Here is a 26,213-nt window from a genome sequence, read left to right as displayed (position 1 = left end):
CGGTGGTTTCATGAAGGCAGTTTACCATTTTGGGGCGGAACGGGGGATGGGGCAAAGGAGAGGAGTAGCGGAAGGGGATGGTTATTTCCCCTTCGCTCCCGCGGTTTTGGTTTTCATGCGGGCGGTAAAATCGTTCACGGCTTTTGTGGCCGAGGAGCATTTAGCCTCATCCACGGGCTCGGCGCAGGCCAGGGTGCGCTCGTGCATGAGCTGGTTCAAAATGCGCTCGTCCGATTCCATGTCCAGGCCCCGCATGCCCAGGTAAAACATGGCGATGGATGCCAGCACGGCGCAAACGCCCAGCCCTATAAGCAAAGGCTTCGCGCTGTGGCGTTTCTCTTCGGCGTATTCCATCTTCAAGCCTTCTTCCCGGTTTTTTCTTTTTTTGCTTTTTCAACGGATGGGGCGTAAGCCTTCTTTTTCGCCCATTCGTCCCAGTAATATATGATTGGGCTGGCCACATAAATGGATGAATATGTGCCTACCACTATGCCCACAAGCAAGGCGAAGGCGAAATCGTGTATCACGTCGCCGCCGAACAGGAAAAGCGCTATTACCACGATCATGGTGGTGCCGGAGGTGAGGATGGTCCTGCTTAAAGTCTGGTTCACCGAGAGGTTTAAAAGGTCTATGGTGGGCATGCCCCTCTTTATCCGCATGTTCTCGCGGATCCTGTCGAACACCACGATGGTGTCGTTGAGCGAATAACCGATTATGGTAAGCACCGCCGCCAGTACCGTAAGCGTGAATTCCTTGCCCAGAAGGGAAAGGGCGCCCATTATCACCAGCGGGTCGTGGATGGTGGCCAGCACCGCTCCCGCGGCGAACCGGAACTCGAACCTGAGCGCCAGGTAAATAAGGATGCCCACCAGCGAATACAGCACCGCCATCACGGCTTTCCAGCGAAGGTCGCTACCAACCTTAGGGCCCACCATCTCCACCCGTTCCACGGTGAACTTGCCGGCGAACTTGCCCCGCAAGGCCTGTTCCACCACCTGGGCGCGGGTCTGTCCCCCTTTGCTTTCTTCCTCTATGGGAACGCGCACCAGAAGGTCGCTGGCTGTTCCGTATTCCTGTATGGAATAATCGCCGAACTTCAGCGAACCTATAACCTCGCGCACTTCGCCAATGGGGGCCTGCTCCGTGAACCGGAGCTGGATAAGGGTGCCCCCCTTGAAATCTATGCCGTAATTAGGGCCTTTAACCGCAAGGGAAATTATGGACACGGCCACGAGAACGGCCGACACCAACATGGCCGTTTTACGTTTGCCTAAAAAATCAACATGCGTATCGGACTTTAAAAATCGCATCAGGCTACACCGTTCATATGGAGAGTTTGGCCACCCTGCGGGAGGCAAGGTACCACAGGAAAAATGTCCGCGACACGAACACCGCGGTAAATATGCTGGCCACAATACCTATGCAAAGGGTTATGGCGAACCCCTTAATCGGTCCCGTGCCGAACTGGAAAAGCACCACGGCGGCCACTATGGTGGTGACGTGGGTGTCCAATATGGTTAAAAACGCCCGGGAAAAACCCAACTCCACCGCCGTGCGCACCGTCTTGCCCAAGGAAAGCTCTTCCCGTATCCGCTCGAAAACCAGCACGTTTGCGTCCACGGCTATGCCTATGGTGAGTATCACCCCGGCGATGCCCGGCAGGGTCAGCGTGGCCCCGAAATAGGCCATGGCCCCCAGCAGGATTATTATGTTGAACACCAGAGCCACGTTAGCTATCAGCCCGCCGAACTTATAGTAAACCAGCATGAACAGCACCACCAGCGCGCCGCCTATCATGGCCGACATAACGCCGTGGCGTATGGAGTCCGCCCCCAAAGAAGGGCCCACGGAACGCTCTTCGAGTTTTATCAGCGGGGCGGGCAGGGCGCCGGCCCTGAGCACAATGGCCAGGTCCTTTGCCTCCTCATAGCTGAAGTTGCCCTCTATCATGGCTGTGCCGCCGGTGATAGGCTCCCGGATAACCGGGGCCGAATGCACGTTGCCGTCCAGCACTATGGCCATACGTTTGCCAACGCTGGCGGTGGTAAGGTCCCCGAATATCCGGGCCCCATCACGGTTGAAATCCACCGAGACATAGGGCATGTTCATCTCGTTCACCTGCACACGGGCGTTGGACACCAACACCCCGGTCATATCGGCTTTTTTCTTCACCAGGTAGGGTATCTTCTCCAAAACCCGTTTGGTTATCGGATCCAGCTTGCGTTCGTATAGAAGCTCCGAATCCGAGGGGACGCCCCTTTCCAGGGCCTCCTGCGGGGCGAACTGGTCGTTCACCATGCGGAACTCCAGCCTGGCGGTCTTGCCGATGAGGTTCATGGCCCGGTCCCGGTCCTGCACGCCGGGCAACTGGATGAGGATGCGGTTGTCCCCCTCGCGCTGGATGGTGGGCTCGGCCACGCCGAACTGGTCCACCCGGTTGCGCAGGGTTTCCAGCGCCTGGTCTATGGCGTTGTCGGCGACGGTTTTTCTGTAATCGGCGGTGTAGGCGATGGAGATCGTGGAGCCGCCGTCTTCTTTGCCGGTTACCTCGAACGCGCCGAAATCGCCAATGTTCTTCTCGGCGTCGGCGGATTGGGCGGAGCCGGGAAGCGAAACCCGTACATTCTCACCGTCCCTGCCGATGGAGGACACCACCACGCCTTTAGATTCCATGTGCCGCCGCAGGCTGTCCATCTCTGAATCCAGGGAAGAAACCACAGCCTTGTCCGCATCCACCTCGTAAACCAGGTGCATGCCGCCCTGCAGGTCCAGCCCCAGGTTTATTTTCTTGTCCAGAGGCAGGGCCGACCATAGGCATATGGCCGCAACAACGGCGATAAGGCCGAACCGCCAAAGAATGGTTTTATTCATTGTCCGGCTTTCCAGCCCCCTCGTTGTCTTTCAGGCGCTCTAAAATGGCGCTTTTTTGCATTTTAACGCGGACGTTTTCGGCGATCTCCACCGTCACCACGTCGTCCTTTATCTTGTAGATAACCCCAAACATGCCACCGCTGGTAAGGACGCTGTCCCCCTTTTTCAGCGACTCCTGGAGGGATTTTACCTCCCGGTTCCTTTTTGTCTGGGGCCGGATAAGCAAAAAATAGAAAATGGCGAACAGCGCCACGTAGAAAAGCACCATAACCACTGCGTGCCCCTCCTGGTTGGGAGCCCCTTCAGGAGCGGGGGCCATGGATAGCGCGGTTCTTGTCAAAATGTGGTAAATCATATTTTATCCGAGTCAAATGAAACGTTAACTCTAATCAAAACCCGCCTGTTTTGCAAGCGAAACCGGGGTTTGGGCGCTGTCACGGTCCGGTGGATGGTCAAAGGAAAAACCACGGTGAAGGGTGTTTGCCGGGGGCGCAAGTCCCCTTTGGTTGACTTGCTGGTTGCCTGTTATCTTGGCGGGCCGTGAAAGCTACTTCTTGGGAACGTCAGGAATGTCTTCTCCCCAGAACTTTTGCAGAAACTGGTCTCGTCCGGAATTGTAGCGGTAGAACTTGTATTGCAAGGCGCTTTTCTTGTAGTAATCCTGGTGGTAATCCTCCGCCGGGTAGAACTCCACCGCTTGCCTTATCTCCACCACGATGGGTTTTTTGAACCTTCCGGACAACTGTAAAAGCTTTTTGGACTCTTCCGCCAGCTGTTTTTGCTCCGGGCTATGGTAGAAAATCGCCGGGCGGTATGAGGAGCCCTGGTCAACGAACTGTCCATGCATGTCCGTGGGGTCTATGTTGCGCCAGAAGACATCCAGCAGTTTCCCATAGGAAACCTTTTGGGCGTCGTAATGCACCTCGATAGCCTCCAGGTGCCCCGTGGTTCCCGATGATACCTCTTTATAAGTGGGGTTCGCCTTATGGCCCCCGGTATATCCGGAAATTACTTTTATAACCCCTTCCGTTTTCTCGAAAGGTGGCTCCATGCACCAGAAACACCCACCGGCGAATGTGGCTTTTTCCAATTTCGTATCCCCTTTGCCTGCGGCCATGGCGTTAGTGGCGATGGTAACGGCCAAAATGGCCATGAGCGCCAATGTTTTCATAATATAACCGGGTATTGAAGAACAACCCTACTTGGTTTTAAACAAGTGGAGGTATTCCCCATACCCCTCCTTTTCCAAGTCCTTTACCGGGATAAACCGCAACGAGGCGGAATTCATGCAATACCTCAAACCGGTTGGCGCCGGGCCGTCGTTGAACACATGGCCCAGATGGCTGTCGCCATGTTTGCTCCGTACTTCAGTGCGGAACATCACGAAAGACCAGTCGCTTTTCTCCACGATGTTGGCCTTCTCCAGCGGCTTGGTAAAGCTGGGCCAGCCTGTTCCGGAATCATATTTGTCCAGACTGCTGAATAAAGGCTCGCCGGAAACTATGTCCACGTAAATGCCCGCCTCATGGTTTTGCCAGTAGAGGTTGTTAAAAGGCCGCTCAGTGCCGTTTTCCTGGGTAACATGGTACTGTTCCGCAGTGAGGATCTTGCGTATCTGTCCGGGGGACATTTTTTTCACCTCCCAAGGCTCCGCCATGGTGGCAGTCACTCCAATAAAAAGAACCACTAATATATGCCAGCCCTTAAACATATATATAATATACCGCTTAATGCTGTTAATGGAAATTGGTTTGCAAATATGGCCTTGCAATTGGCCGGGATAGGATATGGATTCCCAAACTTTCTGGAAGGACTGGGGCGTTTTCCCGCGCCTTGTAGCAGGACAAAGAGGCTCCAAAATCATCAAAACCAGCCTGGTGATTATGGAGTTTCTCCACCTCTTCCAGCGCATAGCTGTTCCATACCACCACGCCCCCTTGAATTCCATTGGCCGCATACAGCAATTCCCGGCGGTCTTCCCGGGCCTGGTCCAGAAGAAGGGCTATAAGCGCCGCACCGCCGATTTTCATGGCTAATACTTTTCTGATATCCGCCACCCCATCCTGGTTTTTATAGATTGGGTTCAACTCTTCAAGCCCGGCTTTGGCCCCTTTGTCCGTTTGCCAGGCGTCTATAGCCGAGAAGGCCAGATAGGATGAAAATAGGCCCCTCTCTTCCGCCGTCCATGCGCATGAGGGAAGGGTGATGGGCAGGATAAAAAGCGCCAGGTAGCGGAGCTGGAACACACCGGCGAATAACCGGCGGCCCCCGGACCGCCGTACTTCCATCTCTGCTTCCCCAATGCTCATGGACGCCCCCTCATTCAGGGTATGTGACCAGTCATCCCATATTACATTGTTTTACCTGTAAACAGCCAACCAGAGGACATGCGGTTTGGCGCTGAGATCAATCAGGATACCCATCATTCCCCCAATAAGAGGTGATGAATAAACCCCGGTACCCCCCCCCGAAAGGATAAATGACCAGCATTTAGGCGTTGAAAATGATTATTAGAATCAGCTTTATATTAAGTCTAATAGGGTATATATTCTCAGTAAAAGGGATTTTAAACGATTGCTGGCCGGGGGCTGATGAAGTTATGAAAGCCACGGATTTTAATATAATAATCGCTGGGCAGGCAGGGCAAGGGCTTAACACCATCTCCGGTCTTCTGTTGAAGACACTTACCAAGGGCGGGTGGCACGTGTACGCCTCCCAGAATTACATGTCCCGGGTGAGGGGTGGCCACAATTTCATGAACATCAGGATAAGCCAATCCCCTGTATTCTCCACTCCCGCCGGGGCGAACATGCTGGTGGCGCTGGATCAGCGCAGTGTGGATGAACATCTGCGAAGGCTGGAAGACCCTGCGGTGGTGGTGTATGACATGGAATCCGTCAAACCAGCCCAAGGGGCCAATGGAACCATATGGGCCGGGGCTCCGCTATTAAAGCTTGCCAAGGAGAATGGCGGCGTCATTTACCAAAATTCCGTGGCGTTGGGCGGCATCATGGCCCTACTGGGGGTGGGGCTTACAGACCTTTCCGGCGTTTTCTCCAAGAGGTTCTCGAAAAACCGGAAAGTCCTGGAAGACAATGTGCGGGCCGCCAAGGCTGGTTTTGATTACATGACATCCATAAACGGCCATTTCAATTTCATGCCTACCCTCCCACAGAGGGAAAAAAGGCTTCTTATGAATGGCGCCGAGGCTATGGGGCTTGGAATGATAGCCGGTGGCTTAAGGTTTGTGGCGGCTTACCCCATGTCCCCCTCCACCGGGGTGTTCACATATATCGCCGAGAAGGCCGCCAGGGTGGGCATAATCGCAGAGCAGGCGGAAGACGAGATAGCCGCCATCAACATGGCCATAGGCGCATCCGCCGCCGGGGCGCGCTCGGCCACCATGACTTCCGGCGGGGGGCTGGCGCTGATGGTGGAAGGGGTGAGCCTTGCTGGAATCATGGAAACGCCGCTGGTAATCGCCGATCTCCAGCGGCCCGGTCCGGCCACAGGGCTTCCCACCAGGACGGGGCAGGAAGACCTGGATTTCGTATTGTCGCTTGGGCATGGCGAGTTCCCCCGATTCATCTTCGCCCCCGGGACGGTGGAAGAGACTTTCTACACTTCAGCCGCCGCCATGAATCTGGCGGACAAATACCAGGTTCCGGTTTTTATCCTGGGGGATCAGCTGTTGGTGGATAGTTACAGCACGCTGGACAAACTGGACATCCCCAAAATCCGTAACGAAAACTATTTGATATCCAACGAGCATTTGGGAAAAGAACCATACCTGCGCTATCGCTTCACTGAAACCGGCGTATCCCCCCGCGCATATTTTGGCCAGGCGGGAACCCATTTCATTTCCGACTGTCACGTGCACGAAGAGGACGGGCACATATCCGAGGACGCGGAGATATCCAGCAAAATGGCTGAGAAACGGTTCCGCAAACTCATCGGGATGAAAAACGAGCCATACGGGCCAAAGTATTATGGCCCTGAAAAAGCGCAGGTCGCGCTGGTCTGCTGGGGCTCTACCTATGGCGCGGTAAAAGAGACCGTGGATAATTTCGGGCAAGAGGGTGGCGGACTGGGGATGGTCCATTTCAACAGGATATGGCCATTCCCAGGTGAAGACACACTGGAGATTTTAAGGGGCTGTAAAAAGATATTCGTTGTGGAGAACAACATACAAGGCCAGTTCAACCGCCTGCTGAGGAGGGAAACCGGGATCAGGACGGAAGAGCCCATCCTCCGGTATGATGGCCGACCCTTCAGCGTGCAATTCATTACCCAGGAGATTTTGACGAGGCTGGCATGAGCGCTACAAGTGAATTCCATTATGAACGCGAGACATCATGGTGCCCGGGTTGCGGGGATTTCCAGATTCTAAAATCCGTGGAGCAGGCGCTTGTTGCGTTGGGCAAAAAACCGGGGGAGGTGCTGGTGGTGTCCGGCATAGGGCAGGCGGCGAAACTTCCCCATTACCTCAATGCCAATGGCTTTAACGGACTGCACGGGCGGGCGTTGCCTCCGGCCTTCGGGGCCAAATGCGCCAATCACGAGCTCACGGTGTTGGTGACCACCGGTGACGGGGACTGTTACGGCGAGGGTGGAAACCATTTCATCCACGCCATCCGCCGCAACATAGACATCACGGTGATAGTCCACAACAACCAGATTTATGGATTGACCAAGGGGCAGGCCTCGCCCACGTCGGATATAGGGTTTGTAACCAAAACCCAGCCGGGCGGCGTGGTGCTCACGCCGTTCAACCCTCTGGCGGTGGCCATATCGCTGGAGGCGGCCTTCGTGGCGAGGGCTTTTTCCAAAGATACCGACCATGTGGCAAGCCTCATAGTTGAAGGGGTGAAAACGCCGGGATTCGCGTTGATAGACGTCTTACAGCCTTGCGTCTCGTTCAACAAGGTGAACACATACCAGTGGTACCAGCAGAGGGTTTACAGGCTGGATGAGGACGGCTATGACCCGGCAGACAAGCTGAAAGCCTTCGAAAAAGCACTAGAATGGGGAGAGAGGATCCCCACCGGTGTCCTATACAAGAACCCTAGGGCGGAGTCATATCTGGACCATTTCATTAAACCGGGCGAGAAGCCTCTGGTTAAGCGGGAAAGGCCGCGGGGGGAGATAGAGGCGCTGGTCAACGAGTTTTACTCGGAAATATAGTAAGGCAGTTTACGGAGCGGCGGCGGCGCGGGGGTATCATCTTCAGCGTCCCCATCGGCCCATCGTCTGCCGCCCACCATGAACAGGGGAATGAAAACCGGGATGTAATAGAGTGAATCGCCCCACACGAAATCCGTCCCCTCCCCGATGGGACCGTATTGATACCAGGCGGCCACGCAAACGATGAACAGGACGTAAAGCGGCCACATCAATTGCCAGTATGGGGTTTGCGGTTGCCACCAGGGGGCGCATATCAGGATAAATGCAATGGCGAAGAGGAAAATCACCATCCCGAATTTGCCGGGGCTTATGTTTTCCTGAAGTAACCAGTTGGCGGATATGGCGAAAAACCAGACAAAAGCCACATACCACCCGGCGATCCATATCATCTTCTCGTTGCTACGGTCTTTTACGCCCATGGGCTAGGCCATTTCCAGCTTTTTGAGTTTTCGTATTTTATCTCGATACATCGCGGCGGTCTCAAAGTCAAGCTCCTTGGCGGCTTTTTTCATCCGCGTGTCATAATCGCGAATCAGCCGCTCCAGCTCCTCGTCCGGCATGTACTCCAACGGCTCTTCGCCCGCCTTGGGAACGGTGAGGTAATCACGCTCGTACACTGAAGTGAGGGCGTCCGCTATTTTCTTCTTCACGCTTTGGGGGGTTATGCCGTGCTTTGTATTGTACTCATGCTGGATGGCTCTCCGGCGGTTGGTCTCGTCTATGGCTTTTTTCATGGAGCCTGTGATCCTGTCGGCGTACATGATAACGGCCCCCTCCACATTCCGCGCCGCCCGGCCCGCGGTCTGGATCAGCGAGGTCTCGGAGCGCAAAAACCCCTCCATGTCGGCGTTCAATATGGCCACAAGGCTCACCTCGGGTATGTCCAGTCCCTCGCGCAGGAGGTTTATGCCTATAAGGACATCGAATTCCCCCATTCGCAAATCCTGGATTATGGACATCCGCTCTAGAGTTTTAATATCAGAGTGCAGATACCTGGCCCGAACTTCAAGCCCCTGGTAATAATCGGTCAGGTCTTCGGCCTGCTTTTTGGTCATGGCGGCCACCAGAGCGCGCTCGTTCCGGCCGGCCCGGATCCTTATCTCTTCCAGAAGGTCGTCCACCTGGTTTTTTACCGGTCTTATGAAAATCTGCGGGTCGCACAATCCGGTGGGCCTGGCCACTTGCTCCACCACCACTCCGCCGCTTTTTTCCAGCTCGTAGCCAGCCGGGGTGGCGGAGACGAAAATTATTTGCGGAGTCCTTTCCTCGAATTCGTTGAAGGAAAGAGGGCGGTTGTCATAGGCCGACGGCAGGCGGAACCCAAAATCCACCAGTGATTTTTTGCGCGACCGGTCCCCTTTTAACATGGCCCCCAGCTGGGGCACGGTTTGATGGCTTTCATCTATGATAAGCAGGGCGTCTTTAGGCAGGAAATCCAGCAAGGTGGGTGGCGGCTCACCCGGGTTCCTACCGGTAAGATAGCGGGAATAGTTTTCTATCCCGTTGCAATAGCCGATGGCCTTTATCATCTCAATGTCGGCCATGGTGCGCTCCTCGATCCGCTGGGCCTCCAGAAGCTTCCCCCGGGCGGTGAAATCCGCTTCCGTCTCCAATAGCTCGGCGCGGATTTGTTTGAGCGCCTGGCCCATCATGTCCGCCGGGGTGACGTAGTGGGAGCCGGGATAGATGTTGATGGAATCGATACGGTTTAAAACCTTGCCCGTAAGGGAATCCACTATGCTTATGCTGTCTATCTCGTCGCCGAAAAACTCCACCCGCACCGCCGTGTCGGTTTCGTATATGGGAAGAATTTCCACCACGTCGCCGTTCACCCTGAACGTGCCACGCTGGAAATCCACGTTGTTGCGCTCATACTGGATGTCCACCAGTTTTTCCAAAAGCCCGTCACGCTCCATGGCCGCCCCGCGCTCAATGGTTATGCGCATGGCGTTGTACGCCTCCGGAGAGCCAAGGCCGTATATGCAGGAGACCGATGCCACTATCACCACATCCCGCCGCTCCAGCAGGCTCATGGTGGCGGCGTGGCGCATTTTGTCTATCTCGTCGTTGATGGCCGAGTCTTTTTCAATATATGTCCCGGTTTTAGGAAGGTAGGCTTCGGGCTGGTAATAGTCGTAGTAAGACACAAAGTAGCCCACAGCGTTTTCCGGGAAAAAACTTTTGAATTCGGAGTAAAGCTGGGCGGCCAGGGTCTTGTTGTGCGCTATCACCAGCGCGGGCCGCTGGGTTTTTTCGATGACCTGGGCGATGGTGAAAGTTTTGCCGGAGCCTGTTACCCCCAGCAGGGTCTGAAACATGTCTCCCCGCTCCACCCCATCCACCAGCTGGCGGATGGCTTCGGGCTGGTCCCCTTTGGGGGCAAACTCTGAAATTATCTTGAATTTTGCGCTCATCCACCCATTATAAATGAAACTTGGGCGCTGGCCGGGCCATGGGAGGATTTAAAAGTAACAGGCAAAAAAAGGCGCGAACGTTAGTAAACATTCGCGCCTCGTCTTTCAGTTATGGCGGGCCGTTTTACAGGCTTATGGCTACCTTCCGCCCTTGGGTATCGGAGAATTGCGACGCGGCCTGCTGTTCGGCGGGAGCCTTGTTAATGGCCTGGTCCCATGCCTCCCGCATGGGAGCGAGAATTTCAAGGCACACCGCAAGCTCCTTCATATCTCCATGGATGTTGGCGTTGATCAGATGCCGGGTCACTTGGGCGTACACCCTGGAAAGGTTCGCCGCCACCTCGCCGCCGCTGTTCATATCCAGCGCCACTGTAAGCTCGTGGATTATCTTTTGCGCCTTGCTGATGGCCACGCCCCGCCCGGCGATGTCGCGGGTCTCTATCTTCATCCTGGCCTCGTTTATGAACCGTATGGCCCCGTCGTACATCAACAGGATCAGCTTGGCTTTGCTGGAGGTGGACACCTGTGTAACCTGATAGGCCGATGGTTTTCCATAAACGTTCATTTCCGCGTCTCCCTTTATTATCAGCGTCCCCAGTTCGTATTAAGGCTGGACAACTGCTGGCTAAGATACTGTTGTTGGGATGTAAGCTTCGCCAGCAAAACCTCCAGGTTGGCGAACTTGGCTTTTAGATCTTCCTCTTTCTTCGTAAGTCTTACTTCCAGATCCGATACCTGGTCCTGGAACTCCGCGTCCCTCGACTCGATGCTACGGTTCTGGTTGAAAATCAACCCTTCGGTGGAGAACTCGGTGTACGAGCCGGTGTTGGCCTCCACCCTGGACGCCACGCCGTTGGTTATGGTCATCGTTCCTGTGGCGCCCTCGGTGAGGGAGCCGGTGCGCAGGAGAAGCCCATCCAAAACCGAGTCTGTGGCTCCGTAGGCGTAGTTGCCGTCCTGGGTCAACGAAATCCAGTCGCTCGTACCCTGTTTTTTAAGTTTCAGAACGCCACCTTCAACCTTGGTGTCATATACACCACCCTGGGTAAGCCCCGTGGCTGATATGAAAGTGTAGGTTCCGCTACCGCTGGGGGCGAAAAGCCTGGCCACCTCGGTGAACCGGCTTTTGAGCGTGTCGGAGAAAGTGGTGGTATCCACAGTGAGTTGGTTGTTTATGTCGGTTTTTATCCCCACCTGGGAAAGCGACGATAACTTCGTTGGGTCTGTGGGGTCTATCCCTGGAATGGAGCCGCTCATGATGGCCCTCAGCTGGTTCTGCATGGTCATCAGGGTGCCGTTTCCGAAAAGCGTCCCCTTGGTCTGGTTTGTCGAGTCGTAGGAGAGCTGTTCCCTGAAATAGTCCATCGCGTCGTTGTACGCGCTGACGAAGGCCTGCACATTTTCAAGGATGATGTCGTAATCGGTGGAGACCGTTACGGTTCCGGAGCCCAAGGTCTGCAAATTCAGCGTGGTGTCGGCGATGACATCATCCACCGTGTTGGAGCTTTTTGTGATTGCCACCCCGTCCACCGTAAGGTTTGCGTTCTGCGCCGCCTGTGTGGTGGAGAAAGAGAGCGTGCCCAGGTTCATGGATGTGGACATGGAGAAGGCGTTGGCGGCGCCGGTGTCGTCCCCCGTCACCATGAGCATGTACTGCTGGCTGGCGGAGGTGCCAGCGTTTATTATGGTGGCAGACACCCCGGCCCCGGAGTTGGTTATGTTGTTCTTGATCTCCTCCAGCGACTGGCCGGAGGTGACCGATACGTTTGTGCTACCAATAGTGATGGTTCCCGAAAGCCCCGCCGCGGCGGTAAAACTTGAGAACGTCTGGTTTGAAGCGGATTTTTGCGCCTGCGCCAGCTGGGACACTTTGATGTTGTAAGAGCCATCCACCGCCGTTGACTCGGAAGAGACGGACATAACAGTCCCGGCGGCGGAATTGTTGTTGGCGAAAGTGGCGCTCCGGCTGGCGAACTTGCTGGTGGAGCTGAGCTTTGCGGCGGCGGACTCCAGGGCGAGCATGCGGGTGCTCGCTTCCTGCCAGGCGGCTTTCTCGTTGGAAAGCACCGTGCGTTTGTCTTCTATGAGCTGAATGGGGCGCCGCTCTATCTCCATAATCTGGCTGATTATGGATGTGGTGTTCATCCCCGAGATAAGCCCATCTACTGTAATAGCCATACCGCTACCCTGTTATGACGCCGGATAATTTAAATCTTGCTTATTTATCGGTACGCCGGCCCGTGAGCTTTAGCTTTTTATTACGGCCTCAATATAGCACATAATTCATTGAAACTCCAAGCATTTTGCCGGATTGGAACCAGTTGGCCTTTGTTCCAGCTAAAAAATGGCGGAGCCCTTCCGTAGGGCTCCGCCTTCAAAGGTTTGGGAAAATCCTTTTCCCTTTTAACCCAAGAGCTGTAACACCGTCTGCGGTACCAGGTTGGCCTGGGCCAGGATCGCCGTGGCGGCCTGCACCAGTATCTGGTTCCGGGTGAATTTCGATATTTCCAGAGAGTAGTCGGCGTCGCGGATCTGCGATTCGGCGGCCTGCAGGTTCTCGGAGCTCACCGCCAGGTTGTTGATGGTGTGCACCAGCCGGTTCTGCACCGCGCCCAGTTTACCGCGGCCTTCCGTCACGGTTGACAGGGCCGAATCCAACCGGGACATGGAATCCAGGGCCGACTGGACATGGGTCACCGATATGTTGGTGATGTTCAAACCTGTGGAGTCTATGGCGGTAAGGTCCACCGCGCTGTTTAGGTTGATGCGGTCGTTTACCGTGGCCTGCATGCCCACATGGATCACCACAGATCCGCCAGCGGGGATACCTGCGGCCAAAGAGCCGTCCAGAAGTTTCTGCCCGTTGAATTCGGTGACCAGCGAGATCCTGTCTATCTCGGCCCGGAGCGCGTTGAACTCACGGTTAATGGTCTGCCGCTCGGTGGAGCCTACGGTGCCTGTGGCGGCCTGGGAGGCCAGTTCCCGCATACGGACAAGGATTGAAGACTGCTCGGAGAGGGCGCCTTCCGCGGTGTTTATGAGGCTCACGCCGTCGGAGGCGTTTCTGGAGGCCTGCTGGAGGGAGCGGATGTCACCCCGCAGAGCTTCAGATATGGCCAGGCCGGCCGCATCGTCCGCGCCGCGGTTGATTCTCAAACCGGAAGAGAGCCGTTCAAGAGAAGTGCCCAACTGCGCATTGTTGTTGGACAAGTGCCGCTGGGCGGTCACTGAGTAAAGGTTGTTGTAAACTCGCAGACCCATGATGTCCTCCCTGATCTAAATTTTTAAGCCCCAGCGTCCTTGCCAAAGCTTTATTACGTTTAACCTCTTGTTGTTCGAGCCTTTCCTCGAACATGATTATGTATCGTCCGCGCGAAATTTTTACTTGAGTACTTTTTTACGAAGGTGTTGTTGAAAAGTGAACGCAAGGCACAGAATATGCCTTGCAAGGGATAATTGTCTGATATTTAGGGTGTTAAGATAAAGAAAGACGGGGTAAGGCCGTGTCCATGTCCTTTATAAGGCGGTTTATCCTGTCATGTTTTGTTTTCAGCGAAGCGCGGTTCACTATGAGCCGGGCGGTAATTTCCATTATCTGCTCAACCTCTGAAAGGCCGTTTTGCCGCAGGGTTTCCCCGGTGGAAACCAGATCCACTATCCGCTCCGAAAGGCCCACCAGCGGGGCAAGCTCGATGGAGCCGTATAGTTTGATAATTTCTATTTGCACGCCGCGCCCGGCGAAATGGGACTCGGTAATGTTGGGGAACTTGGTGGCGATGCGGACATGGGTCCAGTTCCGGGGATTGTCGTTCACCGAAAGCTCTTTGGGCTCGGCCACCACCATCCGGCAATATCCGAATTTTAAGTCCAGCGGCTCGTAAAGGTCCTTCCCCTGCTCGGCCAGCACGTCGGCGCCGGATACTCCCAAATCCGCCGCGCCGTTCTCCACATAGGTAGGAATATCGGTGTCCCGCACCACAATGGCGGTGGCGTTGCCTGTTTTGGCTTGGAATATCAGCCTGCGGCTGTCTTCTAAAACATCTGAAAAATCAAGCCCAACCTCCCTCAATAATATAACGGAGGGTTTAAGGTTCCGCCCTTTGGGCAGGGCTACCATAATATGATCCATCGCCGATCCTTTTATTGGAATATCACCGGATAACCGGGTTTTTCAATTATATGCGTAACAGCCACTTCCAGGTAACAGTTAAGTTGCGATACGCTATGCAGGTAGCTCAAACATGAAGTTAGGCGGCGCCAATCATAATCTGGACCGTATTCGTGATCTGGCTCTGGCGGCGAAGATTTTTCTGGCTCCCTCATCATCATCCTCATCGTATATATCGCCTATAACCACCTCAATAATATCTTCAAGCGTGACGATGCCCTGTCTCTCACCGGTTTGGGAATAAATGACAGCCATGTGGCTCCTCTTATCCTGCATAAGCCGCAATGCGCCAAGAGCGGAATCTGTGGTGCGGATTTTTAAAACAGGGCGGATTATTGATTGCCAGGCCGTTTCCCCGGACTCTCTGAAAGCGATGAATTCCTTCGTGTGCAGTATGCCCACAATATTGCCATCATCAACGACTGGTAATCGAGTGTGGCCGGAGCTCAGCGCCAGTTGCATTACATCCGCCAGAGAATCGGTTTTCCGTATGTGGATTACTTGGCTCCATTGAAGCATCATGTCGTTTATTCGCTTGTTTTCTATGTCTGCCATATTCAGGATGAATCTCTGATGAGCGGGGGATAAGTCGTCAATCTCAATGGATACCGGCCCTGAGGGCGCTTCCGCCGCCCTTGTTTCCCTGGAAAAGGACCATACGATCATTTTCGTGGACCATTCCAGTATGTTTATCACAGGAGCCAGGAGCCGGTCGGCCATGAACAGCCATTTTGTTCCCGCAAGAGCTATTTTGGCGGGATTCCGCATCGCCAGTGTTTTAGGGACCAGCTCGCCCGCCACAACGCCGAGATAGGTTATCGGAATGACCACCAGCGCCACAGCCATGAATTCGGCTACCGGCGCCCGCATTCCGAATGTCTCGATGAAAAAAGGTTCTATGGTTTCAGCGGCTCCAGCGCCGCCAATTGCGGCGGCGATGGCTCCGACCAGGGTGATGCCGATTTGAATCACGGACAAGGTCCGTTCAGGGTTGTCCCTCAGGTAAAGTAGCGATTGGGCGTGTTTGTCCCCTTTTTTCGCCAGGCTTCTCAGGTAAGGTTTCGGGACCGAAACGAAAGCCATCTCGTATGCCGCCATCATGCCGTTGCACATGAGGCATAATGCGATGACAATGATTTCTTCCATAACGTGAAGCTCCTTTGCGAACGCTCAAATTTATGGCGCGTTCGATGAAAATAAAATAATACTATACGTTTCGCTACTGGCGTTCCAAGCTCACCATGCCCTGTTCCGCCGATTTCCGCAACGGGTCTCCTGGTTTGGCCATTTCCAGGAAAGTTTTGTATTCCACCAAGGCTGAAGCCTTTTGACCCAGGGCTTTGTAAGCTCTAGCCAAAGCCAAATGGCTTATGGCCCGGTTCTCTATGAGCAAAGCGCGCTTAATAGATTCCACCGCTGAGGCGGCATCCCCCTTCATTATAAAGGCCAGCCCCAGGTTGTGGTGGGCTTCGGCGGAGTTGGGGTCCATCCTTAACGCTTCGGTGTTCTGGCGGATGGCTTCCATTGCGTCCCCGGCGGTGAGGGCCGCAAGCCCCATGATCTCCCGGAACCGCGACTGGTCCGGGAAAGCCCGCGCCCCGGCCAGCGCCGTTTTATAGCCTTTCCTGTAATCTCCAGTGTGGACATACGCCTTCGCCAGATAATACGCCTCGTCGGCTAAGGGCTCCACAGGCGGAACGGACTTGGACCATGCGAAAAGCCCGATGGACAATACCGCCGCCATTACAATGGCTATAAACCTGCGCTCCGTATAACGTTTCCAGATCCAAACCGTTAAAAAGCCCGAGCCTATGGCCAGAAAAGGCGTCGCCTCCATCCGGAACCGCCCGGAAGGGTAAAAAATCAGCATTGTGGCGAAAGCCACAATCACCGGGATAGTCAGCGCCAGGAACCTGCGGTCCCGCCACGCCCCAATCGCCAGGCCGGGAAGCCCCAGGGCTAACAGGGCCGCAAAAGTTGGGAACGGCAAACGCAACGCCCACGAGAACCGCGCCGCCTGGGGATAGGAATGGTTGTCGGGAATTTCGAAGTCGGCAACCATCATATTCAGCTTTCGCCAAAGGATGCCCGGAGCCATCGCGGGATTTTCCGCCAGGAAACGGATTGTCGCCCCACGCCAGTATTTTGAGACCTCCGGGGGTGAAAGCTTTTTCCCCAGCCTGCGTTCCGCTTCCCGGTGAAAATCCGTCTCGGCGGTTTCCGGGCCGGACCGCGCGAAAGCCGGTGTTCTATGGCGTCCCGTCAGATTGTCAGGATTCTGGGATGCGTAAAGGAGCCTGCCCCCTTGTGTGGGTAGAAATTGGATTTCGCCGGAAACGTAGAGACTGCGGATTATGATTGGCGAGATGCCCGCCATAAAAGCCAGGGTCAGAACAATTCCGTGGGTCAAATTCGCGCGCCACCTTTTTTTTACGCCGGCGAGGGATGCCAGCCACGCCAGCGGTAGCATGAGTATCAGGTTCGCCCGGCATAATGTGGCCAAAGCACCCAAAATTCCGGCCCCAGCCCAAGGGCTTGCGCTCTCCCGCTCCATGGCGCGCAGGAGCGTCAATATGAATAGAAGTGACAGGAACACCGAAAGCGTGGTCTTTAACGTCAAGAGCGAAAAGAACGCCGCCGGGCCGTATAGGGCGTACAACATGCCGCTGATGACGCCCACGGACCGCCCCCCGGTTTTTAGCCCGATATGCGCCGTGATGGCGGCGGAGGCGGAATCCATGACCATCTGGATGAGCCTGGGGAGCATGAGCCCGTCGCCGAAAAGAAAATACAAGGCGCCAAGGAAATATCCATAGAGTGGATCCATGAAGAAAAGACGGTTTTCCCCGACGATGTAGCCGCTGGCGATGGAACGGGCAAGGCCGATATAATAGCTTTCATCCAGCGTGGGCATCCGCAAGAGGGGGTTGCCCGCGCTGAGGGCCAGATGGGCAAGCCGAAAAAGAAATGCGGCCCCAAAAACCGTTGTGTACAACTTACCCTCGCCGTGAGTTGGCGCTTTACCGGCAATCATCTGATGAACCAGCGCAGGCGTATCCCGTTCCAAGACGAATTGACGAATTGGGGGCGCGACGGAGCGAACCGTGGATTATCTTGCTTAATTGGAAAACGCCCATATTGGCTATGCTAGCTTTGCGCCAACGTTCAAGTCAACGTGGCCGAGTCTGTTATTTACTGCGCTCCATCATTACGCTAACGCTATTGTGTTGAACGAAGGCGTATTAAAATGGAATCAATAACTATGTTATTGGCAAATGGCGTAAAGGGGTCGTATTGATGCGGATCGCCGTCAACCTTATTGTCGCCCTGATAATCGCCGCGGCCCCGGCGTGTGAACGGGGGTCATCCAACAGCCAAGGGCCCTATGTGTTCAACAAAGAGGAACAACCGCATATTTTCTTCATAGTGGTGGATACGTTGCGTTCCGACCACCTTTCCATCCACGGTTACGCCAGAGCCACCTCCCCAAACCTGGAATCCATTGCGCCAAAGTCCATGGTTTTCCTCAACGCAATCAGCCCGGCCCCATGGACGCTTCCATCTTTTGCCTCCATCCTGCTATCCAAACATGCCTTCAATCATGAAATGAACGACCGCAACGGATCAGCGTTTACCGGAAAGATACTGCCCGAGTATCTTGCGGAAAAAGGTTATCTCACGGTTTCGGTGCAGACCAACGCTTTTGTGGAGCCGTTACATAACGGTTTCTCGGATAAGTATATGTACGCTTCGGCGGAGAACGGGATAGACACCCGTGACGCCACCGCCATGGACCAAGCCATAGAATGGCTGGACAGCCACGACCTGTCGAACCAAAAGACCTTCATGTTCATCGGCCTTTTAGCGCCCCACTGGCCATATGACGCGAATAACGATTTCTTCCCGGATTATGTGGGCGACGAGATTTTCATCTCGGCTCCGGAGCGGTTGATGTCGGATTTCGGCGAGTCTGGCGACGGCGGCATGGGCCTGCTTTACTACAACAGGATACCTTATGGCATCAGGGAGATTCTCGGCAGTCCCGCCAGCGGCGGTTATTATACGGACGCCCGCGTTTACACCGCCGCCTACGACGCGGAGATAAATAACGCCGACTGCCAGATAGGCCGCTTCATAGAGTTCCTCAAAGAGAAAAAGCTTTATGACAAGGCGATGCTTATAATCACCGCCGACCATGGCGAGAACAACGCCGACCATGAAAAGTATTTCGCCCATGGCGGCCAGTCAAACGGGTTATACAACTCCCTGGTGCATGTCCCCCTGATTATCAAACTGCCCAACCAGGACCGGGGCCGCGAAATAACGGAATATGTGCGGTCTGTCGATATAATGCCGACGGTTTTGGATTACCTCGGGATGGCAGTCGAGGGGGTGGACGGAAAAAGCCTGATGCCCATCATGGAGAATACCGGCGAAGTGAATTATGAAGATCGCCCGGTCTTGTCTTATTACAAGCAGGTGGGCGGAGCCACCAAGGAGCTATCCATAATAAAAAGCGGTTACAAGCTGATCGCGGACACGGAGGGGAAGGCGGAGCTTTACGACCTGTCGCGCGACCCCGGCGAGACCTCCAACCTGGCCGCCGCCAATCCGGCCATGGTGGAAGAGTTGAAAGCCGAGCTTGTGGCCCAAAGCGGCATCGGGCTGGAATGAAGCGCCGGCTTGGTAGTGTCCCAGTTTGAAAGTGCAGGGGAGATTCTTCACATACGCCCAGAATTACAATATAAAAGCCGTTGATAACATTGTCATCCTGAGCGAAACGCAAGTGAAGTGATGGATCTGCCTATTATTTGAGATTCAAACTGAGACACCACCGCCAGCTTCCTTGCTTTTACCTTTTGGCTCCAGTGTATTAAAATAAAATCCTTTCGGATACATTAACGGCTGTTTGCGGAGTATTTTACCGATGGACGAGATAGACAGGAAAATCCTGAACATTATCCAAACCCGGTTCCCCGTGGATCACGCCCCCTACGCCATCATAGGCGCGGAGATCGGCGTAAGCGAGGACGAGGCGTTTGGGAGGGTCAAGAAACTTTACGACACCGGCATCATTCGCCGTATAGGCGCCAGCTTCGACAGCCGCGGGCTGGGCTGGACCTCCACCCTGTGCGCCATGCGTGTGCCGCAGGATAAAATTGGCGACGTGGCCAAGGTTGTGAGCCGTTATCCGGGCGTCACCCACAACTATCAGCGCAACCACGAATACAACTTGTGGTTCACCCTTATCGCGCCGGACACCGGGACGGTGGACAAGACACTGAGCGAGATAGAGCGGGACTCCGGCTATGGGCCCGTGAGGAACATGCCCATGATAAAGAAGTTCAAGATAAAGGTGGACTTCAAGTTCAAGGAGAAGGCCGGAGAGTTGGAGGAGGTGGCGTAAGATGAAAAAAGAGATCACCGCTTACGACGTGAGGATAATGGCCGAGCTTCAGCGGAGCCTGCCCATGACGAAGAACCCCTTCAAGTCCATCGCCGATAAACTGGGAATCGCCGAAGAAGATGTTATCGCCAAGACCAGGGAGTACGCCGGGAAGAAATATTATAGAAGGTTTGGCGCAACCCTCCGTCACCAGAAAGCCGGTTTCACCGCCAATGGCATGGGGGTGTGGAGCGTTCCCGACGCGGCGGACCGCCAGCGGCTTGGGGAGCTTCTTTCCAACCGGCCCGAGGTGAGCCACGCCTACGAGCGCCCGTCGTTTGAGGACTGGCCGTTCCACCTGTTCACCATGATCCACGGGGAGTCGGAAGACGAGGTGAAACAGATAGCCAAACGCATGGCCGAAGAGACGGGGATAAAAGACTACGACGTCCTCTTCTCCACCAGGGAGTTCAAAAAAACATCCATGATGTATTTTGACCATTGGCCATTGCCCGAAGAAGGCAAGAACTAACCGCTAACACTATTTCAGGAGACTATCGTAATGAGCCTTCTCGTCGTCGGCACCATGGCCTACGATTCGGTGAAAACCCCCTTCGGCCAGCGGGACTGGGCGCTGGGCGGGTCCGCCACTTATTTTTCGCTGTCCGCAAGTTATTTTACAAAGGTGAACCTGGTGGCGGTGATCGGGAGCGATTTTGGCGATGGTGACATCGGCATGCTGGAAAAAAACGGCATCGACTTGAAAGGGGTGCAACGCTCCAGCGGGAAGTCTTTCCACTGGAAGGGGGAGTACGGGTTCGACCTCAACGAGGCCAAGACCCTGGAGACACATCTTAACGTCCTCCTGGATTTCGACCCCACTTTACCCGAGGACTATAAAAATTCTGAGTATGTGTTCCTGGCCAATATAGACCCCAAGCTCCAGCAAAAAGTTCTGGACCAGGTGAAAAATCCCAGGCTCATCGCCTGCGACACCATGAATTTCTGGATACAGGGAGCCCGCGATGAACTGTTGAAAACCCTTAAACGGGTCCACATATTGGTGATAAACGAGGGCGAGGCGCGCCAGCTGGCCGGTGAGGCCAACCTGGTGAAAGCCGCCCGGGGGATCATGGGTATGGGCCCGAAAACCCTTATCGTAAAACGGGGCGAATATGGCGCCCTGCTGTTTCACGATGGGGAGATTTTCGCCGCCCCCGCTTATCCGCTGGAGGAGGTGTTCGACCCCACCGGCGCCGGGGACACCTTCGCGGGCGGATTCATGGGGCATGTGGCCCGCATGGGTGACGGGCAGTTTAACGAGACCCGTTTGAGGCAGGCCATCATCATGGGCTCGGTCATGGCGTCGTTCACCGTCGAGAAATTCTCGGTGGACAGGCTGAAGGAGCTGGAGCGCAAGGAGATAGCCCAGCGGTTCCAGCGGTTCCGGCGGCTCACCCATTTCGAAGACGTCAGCGGCGAGATAGCGTAACGTGGCGATGAAACAGCCCGGTCCTGCCGGAAAAACGGATCTGCCGCCCATAGGGGTGTTGATTATCCTGTCAATCGTGTTTCCCGGCGCGGGCCAGCTGGCTAACAACCAGAAGGTGAAAGGCTGGATAATCGTGGGGGTGTCTGTCCTCATCGCCATAGCCTTTTTCTTCCAGCTGGCTGTCATCGCGTCGCCTGTGCATCAGGCCATAATGAGCGGCAGGGCCCCCACCGTGGACGACCAGTTCATAGACGGGCTAAAAAAGCTTTTGTGGATACTTTCCGGCGCGCTGGCGGTGTGGCTTGTGGCCATGGTTGACGCGGTGCTGGTGGGCCGGAAAAACGCTACGGCCAAAAGGAGGGGCTAAAAAAGGCCCGCCATGCGAGTCACCGGAGGCGCTTATCGCGGCGCCACGTTGTTCACATCCAAAGGGCTGGACGTGCGCCCCACTCCCGACAAGGTCAAACAGGCCATCTTCAACATTCTTGGCGAAAAAGTGGCGGGCGCATCGTTTCTGGACCTCTTCGCCGGATCCGGCGCCATGGGGCTGGAGGCCATGTCCAGAGGGGCGGCCCGGGTGACGCTGGTGGAAAACCGGCGGATGGACCTGGTGGAGCGGAACCTCAAAAAGCTGAGGCTTGAAGGCTCACCGGCCATCACCCTTATGAAAGCCGACGTTTTTCAGGCGCTGGCCGGCTTGGCCAGAGGCGGTTACAATTTCGACATAATCTACGCCGATCCCCCGTGGGACGCGGGATACGAAACCCGGATCGTGGAAGAAGCCGCCCCCGTCCTTTCGAAAGGGGGCGCGTTGGTCATGGAATCCAGCGCAAGGCACGCGCCGCCGGGAACGGAAGGGGGTTTGCCTCTTCGCCTTACCCGATCCCGCAAATACGGCGATACCCTTGTGAGCTTTTACGCTTCCGAGGATTGCTGACCGGCCCTTGTGCCGCCAGCTTTATTAGCGGCCTGCCGCATGGAGTGCAGGAACGGCTCCACGATCTCGATGGGAAGCGGAATGATGGTGTTCGTGGTGTGTTCCGAGGACATCTCGCGTAATGTTTGCAGATAACGCAATGTGAGCGCGGCAGGGCGGCCGGAAATGATCTCCGCCGCTTCGGCCAGCTTTGCGGCCGCCTCAAATTCGCCGAGGGAGTTGATCACCTTGGCGCGCCGTTCCCGTTCGGCCTCGGCCTGTTTGGCCATGGCCCGTTGCATCTCGGCGGGCAGGTCCACATGTTTTATCTCAACGTTGCTCACCTTTATGCCCCACGGGTCTGTCCGCTTGTCCAGAATGGCTTGCAGTTCGTGGTTTATCTTGTCCCGCTCGGCCAGGATGGAGTCCAGATCCACCTGCCCCAGCACGGACCGTAGTGAGGTTTGCGAAAGCTGGCCCGTGGCGTAAAAATAATCCTGAACCTGGATGACGGCCTTCTCCGGCTCCACCACTTTAAAATAGACCACCGCATTGACCTTCATGGACACGTTGTCCCGCGTTATGATGTCTTGCGGGGGCACATCGAGCGCCACAAGGCGAAGGGAAATGCGCACCATCTTATCTATCACTGGCCAGACTATTATCATGCCTGGCCCCTTTACCTTGTAATAACGGCCCAGGCGGAATATGACGCCCCGTTCATATTCGTTCAAAATGCGGATGGAAGAGGCCGTGATAATGGCTAGGACGATAATTACCGTTAGCGTGCCGGACATGACTACCCTCCTGACCTGGTTATAATTAGTCCCCTTGCCGGTATTATAAGGCGCCAAGGCGCAAGGCAAGAAAAAAAGAGCGGAGAACGGTGGCGGGCTAGTTGCTTATGTTCGAATCGCCGTCCATGGCCCGGCGGACCACCGAGGCCAGTTCCGCGTTGGTGACGGGTTTGTTTATTACCCCCCGGATGCCCAGGGTGTTGGCCTGTTCCAGCGACACCACCGAGCTTGCCCCGGTGAGGATCACCACCGGAATGTCCGGCCGCGTGGCCACCATCCGCTCCACCATCATCAGGCCGGAAAGCTTCGGCATCGAGTGGTCTGTTATCACAAGGTCAAACCTCTCCGGGGCGCTGTTGAAGAAGTCCAGGGCCGCCAGCGGATCGGTGAAAGCCTCCACCTTGTAGCCCAGTCTGGCCAGGGAGCGTTTGAGTACCTTCACCACAGGCTCCTCATCGTCCACAACCATTATGGTCTCCGTCCCCCTGGGCGTTTCACCTCCCATTTCCACTTCTATCTCGGCGGTGGCCTCTATCCGGGGGAGGTAAACGCAGAACGTGGAGCCTTTTTCCGGTTCGCTTTCCACCGTAATGGCGCCATCGTGGCTTGTAATAACGCCATGGACTATCGCCAGCCCCAGCCCCGTGCCCTCGCCCAGTGCTTTGGTTGTGAAGAACGGCTCGAAAATGCGCTCCATATCCTCTTTGCTTATGCCATGTCCCATGTCGCTCACGCAGAGCGTGACGTATTGACCTGGGCGTATCAGCCCCGCCACCGCGGGCATGGTTTCTTTAACTTCGCGATGGGCCAGGACCACTTTAATCTCGCCACCCTGGGCGCTCATGGAATGGCTGGCGTTGGAGATCAGGTTTAACAGCACCTGGTTCAACTGCGTCGGATCCGCCAATACCACGCCGGAGTTGACGTCTATATCCTCGCGCACACTAACCTTTGCGGGCAGGGAGGCCCGGATTAGCTTTAGCGACTCCCGGATGATCATGTGAGGCAGTATGGGCCGCATGTCCTTTTCGCTTTGACGGCTGAAAGTGAGGATCTGCTTGATAAGGTCCCGGGCTCTGCGGCCGGCCCTTAACACTTCCCTCAGGTCGTCCTGCGCCTCGAACCGCTCCGGTATGGAGTCCATCGCCATCTCGGTGTAGCCGATTATGGACGAGAGGATGTTGTTGAAGTCATGCGCTATGCCGCCCGCCAGCGCCCCCATGGCCTCCATCTTCTGCGAGTGGCGCACCTGTTTTTCAAGCTCCACTTCCCGGGTAATATCCCTTTTTACGGCTACGTAGTTAATTATCCGGCCCGCCTTGTCCAGCAGGGGGGAAATGACTGCCTCGTCCTCGTATAGCTCCCCGGCCTTGTTCTTGTTTATGATGTGCCCGCGCCACACGTGACCGCTGGAAATGGTCTTCCACATGTTCGCGTAATACTGGTGGTCGTGCTTGCCGCTTTTCAATATGCGCGGATTCTGGCCTATGGCCTCCGCTCTGGCATAACCCGTAATGCGCTCGAAAGCGGGATTTACGTACTGGATGATCCCGCTTATGTCGGTTATCACTATGGCCTCATCGGCCTGCTCCACGGCCATGGCCAGCCGCGCCAGGTCCTCGTTGGCCCTGGCCCGGTCGGTAATGTCTTTTAGCGCGCCAACCATCCGCTCCAGCGAGCCGTCTTTCCCGTAGAAGTTTTCGGCGTAGTGGTGCACAACCCGCTCTTCGCCATTGGCTGGTTTTACCCTGTAGTCCAGGTTTATGGGTTTTGTGTAGTCCAGTGAATCCATGATGGCCAGCCGCGCAACCCCCCGGTCGGCGGGGTGGATTATGGAAAAATACTCGTCCACTGTCATTTTGTCGGACTCGCCGGCCACGCCGAGGATCAGCTTTGTGCCGCTGGAGAGGATAATTTCCCCCTTGGCTATGTCGTACTCCCAAAGGCCGAGCTTGGCGGTTTTCTGGGCCCGTTCAAGCCTGTGCTGGCTTTCAAGCAGTTTGTCTTCGGCGGCCAGCCGCTCTGTTACATGTCTCATAAGAGGCTGGTAGAAGAACTTGTACAGTGCAGGCAGGATTATGGCGGTCAACAAAGCCGCGTCCAGCGTGCCGGTAACTGGCGGGGGCAACGGCGGCAAGTGGGCCAGGACGAACATCACCAACCCTTCGGCGATGAAAATGGCGATGGCCGTGATGGCCATCAGCCTCAACGCATTGTGGCTGTGGCTCAGCGGTTTCATGCCCTCTTTCCCGTGAGATGGTGAGGCTGTTTGCCCGGCCACGGGCTGGCTTTTCTCCGGACTCATTTTGAAGCCTCGGCCCCTATCACATATTGGCTGTCGTAAATGTTGATATGGCGGATGGATGAAAATCCGTCCCGCTTAAGCGATTCTTCGGCCTTATCCTCGGGTATCCTGTGGGAGAGCGGCGGGCCGCCTTCGGTCTCTATGGCGCGCCAGTCCACGGTAAAGAGCCTGCCGCCGGGTTTTAAAACCCTTGTTATTTCCGCATGGAAGGCTTTGTGGTCGTCTATCTCGTGAAAAAGGTTCACGTGGAAAACCACGTCAAGGGCGCCATCTTCCAGGGGGATGGTCTTGCCGTTTCCCAGCAATAGCTCCACGTTTGGCGAAGACCCGTTCTTCAGCTTTTCCCCGAATATGGAAAGCATCTCCGGCGAGATGTCCACACCGTACAGTTTGGCGCAGATCCTTGCCACAGGCGCGGCGAAAAACCCTGTTCCACACCCCAGGTCCAAAACGCTTTCGGCGCCGGTAAGGCCCATGGCGGCGGCCAGTTTTTCGGGATTCATTTTTTCAAGCCGCTCCGGGGATTCCAGCTTGCGCCAGTTTCGCGCGTCAAACACTTTGCCGTTATGGTTCATGGATTTAAAAAATCAGTGGCTGAGAGCCAAAAGAATTATCAGTCCGGCTTCAAAATAACCTTCAATAATCATATACTATCCCCAACCATATTGCCATAAGAGGCG

26 protein-coding genes are annotated in these 26,213 nt (G+C 55.4%); 8 read left to right on the top strand and 18 right to left on the bottom strand.

All coding sequences use genetic code 11. From position 1 onward, the window contains the following. Positions 1-81: 81 nt before the first annotated feature. The 7 genes from HY751_07245 to HY751_07215 form a co-directional block, all read right to left on the bottom strand. Positions 82-354, bottom strand: coding sequence for a hypothetical protein (locus tag HY751_07245; protein ID MBI4666185.1), 273 nt, complete (start codon positions 352-354; stop codon positions 82-84). A 2-nt stretch (positions 355-356) separates the two neighbouring features. Further along, positions 357-1,310: a protein translocase subunit SecF gene (gene secF, locus HY751_07240; protein ID MBI4666184.1), complete on the bottom strand. Its 954-nt coding sequence runs from the start codon at positions 1,308-1,310 to the stop codon at positions 357-359. Positions 1,311-1,323: 13 nt separating this feature from the next. Beyond that, positions 1,324-2,871, bottom strand: coding sequence for a protein translocase subunit SecD (gene secD, locus HY751_07235; protein MBI4666183.1), 1,548 nt, complete (start codon positions 2,869-2,871; stop codon positions 1,324-1,326). After that, on the bottom strand, positions 2,864-3,190 hold the full coding sequence (gene yajC, locus HY751_07230; GenBank protein ID MBI4666182.1) for a preprotein translocase subunit YajC: 327 nt from the start codon (positions 3,188-3,190) through the stop codon (positions 2,864-2,866). Before yajC ends, secD begins: the two co-directional genes overlap by 8 nt. A 228-nt stretch (positions 3,191-3,418) precedes the next feature. Then, positions 3,419-4,042 (bottom strand): peptide-methionine (S)-S-oxide reductase MsrA, encoded by a 624-nt coding sequence (gene msrA / locus HY751_07225; protein ID MBI4666181.1) that lies wholly within the window; start codon positions 4,040-4,042, stop codon positions 3,419-3,421. A 27-nt stretch (positions 4,043-4,069) separates the two neighbouring features. Then, positions 4,070-4,582: a peptide-methionine (R)-S-oxide reductase MsrB gene (gene msrB, locus HY751_07220; GenBank protein ID MBI4666180.1), complete on the bottom strand. Its 513-nt coding sequence runs from the start codon at positions 4,580-4,582 to the stop codon at positions 4,070-4,072. 25 nt (positions 4,583-4,607) lie between these two features. After that, entirely contained in the window at positions 4,608-5,180 is a 573-nt protein-coding gene (locus HY751_07215) for a hypothetical protein (GenBank protein ID MBI4666179.1), read from the bottom strand. A gap of 290 nt (positions 5,181-5,470) precedes the next feature. Between HY751_07215 and HY751_07210 the strand changes: the two genes are divergently transcribed. Continuing rightward, positions 5,471-7,189 carry a 2-oxoacid:acceptor oxidoreductase subunit alpha gene (locus HY751_07210; GenBank protein MBI4666178.1) on the top strand — a complete coding sequence of 573 codons (1,719 nt, stop codon included), beginning with the start codon at positions 5,471-5,473 and terminating at the stop codon, positions 7,187-7,189. After that, positions 7,186-8,055, top strand: a complete 870-nt coding sequence (locus HY751_07205) for a 2-oxoacid:ferredoxin oxidoreductase subunit beta (protein MBI4666177.1) — start codon at positions 7,186-7,188, stop codon at positions 8,053-8,055. Before HY751_07210 ends, HY751_07205 begins: the two co-directional genes overlap by 4 nt. Here HY751_07205 and HY751_07200 read toward each other — a convergent pair. From HY751_07200 to HY751_07165, 8 genes are all read right to left on the bottom strand, one after another. After that, complete coding sequence (locus HY751_07200; protein MBI4666176.1) at positions 8,040-8,474, bottom strand: hypothetical protein; 435 nt, start codon at positions 8,472-8,474, stop codon at positions 8,040-8,042. The genes HY751_07205 and HY751_07200 overlap by 16 nt on opposite strands. A 3-nt stretch (positions 8,475-8,477) precedes the next feature. Further along, positions 8,478-10,469, bottom strand: a complete 1,992-nt coding sequence (uvrB, locus tag HY751_07195) for an excinuclease ABC subunit UvrB (protein ID MBI4666175.1) — start codon at positions 10,467-10,469, stop codon at positions 8,478-8,480. A gap of 124 nt (positions 10,470-10,593) precedes the next feature. After that, the gene (fliS, locus tag HY751_07190) at positions 10,594-11,034 is read right to left on the bottom strand and encodes a flagellar export chaperone FliS (protein MBI4666174.1); all 441 of its coding nucleotides are present in this window, start codon (positions 11,032-11,034) and stop codon (positions 10,594-10,596) included. A gap of 20 nt (positions 11,035-11,054) precedes the next feature. Then, complete coding sequence (gene fliD, locus HY751_07185; protein MBI4666173.1) at positions 11,055-12,647, bottom strand: flagellar filament capping protein FliD; 1,593 nt, start codon at positions 12,645-12,647, stop codon at positions 11,055-11,057. A gap of 225 nt (positions 12,648-12,872) precedes the next feature. After that, on the bottom strand, positions 12,873-13,724 hold the full coding sequence (locus HY751_07180) for a flagellin FliC (GenBank protein MBI4666172.1): 852 nt from the start codon (positions 13,722-13,724) through the stop codon (positions 12,873-12,875). A 220-nt stretch (positions 13,725-13,944) separates the two neighbouring features. Next, positions 13,945-14,598 carry an ATP phosphoribosyltransferase gene (locus HY751_07175; GenBank protein MBI4666171.1) on the bottom strand — a complete coding sequence of 218 codons (654 nt, stop codon included), beginning with the start codon at positions 14,596-14,598 and terminating at the stop codon, positions 13,945-13,947. A gap of 132 nt (positions 14,599-14,730) precedes the next feature. Then, the gene (locus HY751_07170) at positions 14,731-15,783 is read right to left on the bottom strand and encodes an HlyC/CorC family transporter (protein MBI4666170.1); all 1,053 of its coding nucleotides are present in this window, start codon (positions 15,781-15,783) and stop codon (positions 14,731-14,733) included. A gap of 73 nt (positions 15,784-15,856) precedes the next feature. Next, a complete protein-coding gene (locus HY751_07165) occupies positions 15,857-17,632 on the bottom strand; it encodes a glycosyltransferase family 39 protein (protein MBI4666169.1) in 1,776 nt (591 codons plus the stop codon). Between the two features lie 302 nt (positions 17,633-17,934). On the opposite strand from HY751_07165, the gene HY751_07160 reads away from it, so the two are divergent. From HY751_07160 to rsmD, 6 genes are all read left to right on the top strand, one after another. Further along, positions 17,935-19,311, top strand: a complete 1,377-nt coding sequence (locus HY751_07160) for a sulfatase (GenBank protein ID MBI4666168.1) — start codon at positions 17,935-17,937, stop codon at positions 19,309-19,311. A gap of 253 nt (positions 19,312-19,564) precedes the next feature. Beyond that, on the top strand, positions 19,565-20,044 hold the full coding sequence (locus HY751_07155) for an Lrp/AsnC family transcriptional regulator (protein ID MBI4666167.1): 480 nt from the start codon (positions 19,565-19,567) through the stop codon (positions 20,042-20,044). 1 nt (position 20,045) lies between these two features. Further along, positions 20,046-20,555: an Lrp/AsnC family transcriptional regulator gene (locus tag HY751_07150; GenBank protein MBI4666166.1), complete on the top strand. Its 510-nt coding sequence runs from the start codon at positions 20,046-20,048 to the stop codon at positions 20,553-20,555. A 30-nt stretch (positions 20,556-20,585) separates the two neighbouring features. Next, a complete protein-coding gene (locus HY751_07145) occupies positions 20,586-21,515 on the top strand; it encodes a sugar kinase (protein ID MBI4666165.1) in 930 nt (309 codons plus the stop codon). A 7-nt stretch (positions 21,516-21,522) separates the two neighbouring features. Next, positions 21,523-21,882: a hypothetical protein gene (locus HY751_07140; protein ID MBI4666164.1), complete on the top strand. Its 360-nt coding sequence runs from the start codon at positions 21,523-21,525 to the stop codon at positions 21,880-21,882. A gap of 12 nt (positions 21,883-21,894) precedes the next feature. Continuing rightward, positions 21,895-22,452, top strand: a complete 558-nt coding sequence (rsmD, locus tag HY751_07135; protein MBI4666163.1) for a 16S rRNA (guanine(966)-N(2))-methyltransferase RsmD — start codon at positions 21,895-21,897, stop codon at positions 22,450-22,452. Here the strand turns inward: rsmD and HY751_07130 are convergent. From HY751_07130 to HY751_07120, 3 genes are all read right to left on the bottom strand, one after another. Beyond that, on the bottom strand, positions 22,431-23,228 hold the full coding sequence (locus tag HY751_07130) for a slipin family protein (GenBank protein ID MBI4666162.1): 798 nt from the start codon (positions 23,226-23,228) through the stop codon (positions 22,431-22,433). The two genes, rsmD and HY751_07130, sit on opposite strands and share 22 nt — an antisense overlap. A gap of 97 nt (positions 23,229-23,325) precedes the next feature. After that, on the bottom strand, positions 23,326-25,533 hold the full coding sequence (locus HY751_07125; GenBank protein MBI4666161.1) for a PAS domain S-box protein: 2,208 nt from the start codon (positions 25,531-25,533) through the stop codon (positions 23,326-23,328). After that, positions 25,530-26,108, bottom strand: a complete 579-nt coding sequence (locus tag HY751_07120) for a class I SAM-dependent methyltransferase (protein MBI4666160.1) — start codon at positions 26,106-26,108, stop codon at positions 25,530-25,532. Before HY751_07120 ends, HY751_07125 begins: the two co-directional genes overlap by 4 nt. Between the last annotated feature and the right edge of the window lie 105 nt (positions 26,109-26,213).

The organism is Nitrospinota bacterium (genome assembly GCA_016208975.1).
In the GTDB taxonomy this organism is placed as follows: Bacteria; Nitrospinota_A; UBA7883; order UBA7883; family JACRLM01; genus JACQXA01.
This window is presented reverse-complemented; position numbering and strand designations above follow the sequence as displayed.

Bases quoted from the DNA above. Each gene is read 5' to 3' on its own strand.
- HY751_07245 (MBI4666185.1), bottom strand. From the start codon at position 354: ATGGAATACGCCGAAGAGAAACGCCACAGCGCGAAGCCTTTGCTTATA.
- secF (MBI4666184.1), bottom strand. From the start codon at position 1,310: ATGCGATTTTTAAAGTCCGATACGCATGTTGATTTTTTAGGCAAACGT.
- secD (MBI4666183.1), bottom strand. From the start codon at position 2,871: ATGAATAAAACCATTCTTTGGCGGTTCGGCCTTATCGCCGTTGTTGCG.
- yajC (MBI4666182.1), bottom strand. From the start codon at position 3,190: ATGGCCCCCGCTCCTGAAGGGGCTCCCAACCAGGAGGGGCACGCAGTG.
- msrA (MBI4666181.1), bottom strand. From the start codon at position 4,042: ATGAAAACATTGGCGCTCATGGCCATTTTGGCCGTTACCATCGCCACT.
- msrB (MBI4666180.1), bottom strand. From the start codon at position 4,582: ATGTTTAAGGGCTGGCATATATTAGTGGTTCTTTTTATTGGAGTGACT.
- HY751_07215 (MBI4666179.1), bottom strand. From the start codon at position 5,180: ATGAGCATTGGGGAAGCAGAGATGGAAGTACGGCGGTCCGGGGGCCGC.
- HY751_07210 (MBI4666178.1), top strand. From the start codon at position 5,471: ATGAAAGCCACGGATTTTAATATAATAATCGCTGGGCAGGCAGGGCAA.
- HY751_07205 (MBI4666177.1), top strand. From the start codon at position 7,186: ATGAGCGCTACAAGTGAATTCCATTATGAACGCGAGACATCATGGTGC.
- HY751_07200 (MBI4666176.1), bottom strand. From the start codon at position 8,474: ATGGGCGTAAAAGACCGTAGCAACGAGAAGATGATATGGATCGCCGGG.
- uvrB (MBI4666175.1), bottom strand. From the start codon at position 10,469: ATGAGCGCAAAATTCAAGATAATTTCAGAGTTTGCCCCCAAAGGGGAC.
- fliS (MBI4666174.1), bottom strand. From the start codon at position 11,034: ATGAACGTTTATGGAAAACCATCGGCCTATCAGGTTACACAGGTGTCC.
- fliD (MBI4666173.1), bottom strand. From the start codon at position 12,647: ATGGCTATTACAGTAGATGGGCTTATCTCGGGGATGAACACCACATCC.
- HY751_07175 (MBI4666171.1), bottom strand. From the start codon at position 14,598: ATGGATCATATTATGGTAGCCCTGCCCAAAGGGCGGAACCTTAAACCC.
- HY751_07170 (MBI4666170.1), bottom strand. From the start codon at position 15,783: ATGGAAGAAATCATTGTCATCGCATTATGCCTCATGTGCAACGGCATG.
- HY751_07160 (MBI4666168.1), top strand. From the start codon at position 17,935: ATGCGGATCGCCGTCAACCTTATTGTCGCCCTGATAATCGCCGCGGCC.
- HY751_07155 (MBI4666167.1), top strand. From the start codon at position 19,565: ATGGACGAGATAGACAGGAAAATCCTGAACATTATCCAAACCCGGTTC.
- HY751_07150 (MBI4666166.1), top strand. From the start codon at position 20,046: ATGAAAAAAGAGATCACCGCTTACGACGTGAGGATAATGGCCGAGCTT.
- HY751_07145 (MBI4666165.1), top strand. From the start codon at position 20,586: ATGAGCCTTCTCGTCGTCGGCACCATGGCCTACGATTCGGTGAAAACC.
- HY751_07140 (MBI4666164.1), top strand. From the start codon at position 21,523: ATGAAACAGCCCGGTCCTGCCGGAAAAACGGATCTGCCGCCCATAGGG.
- rsmD (MBI4666163.1), top strand. From the start codon at position 21,895: ATGCGAGTCACCGGAGGCGCTTATCGCGGCGCCACGTTGTTCACATCC.
- HY751_07130 (MBI4666162.1), bottom strand. From the start codon at position 23,228: ATGTCCGGCACGCTAACGGTAATTATCGTCCTAGCCATTATCACGGCC.
- HY751_07125 (MBI4666161.1), bottom strand. From the start codon at position 25,533: ATGAGTCCGGAGAAAAGCCAGCCCGTGGCCGGGCAAACAGCCTCACCA.
- HY751_07120 (MBI4666160.1), bottom strand. From the start codon at position 26,108: ATGAACCATAACGGCAAAGTGTTTGACGCGCGAAACTGGCGCAAGCTG.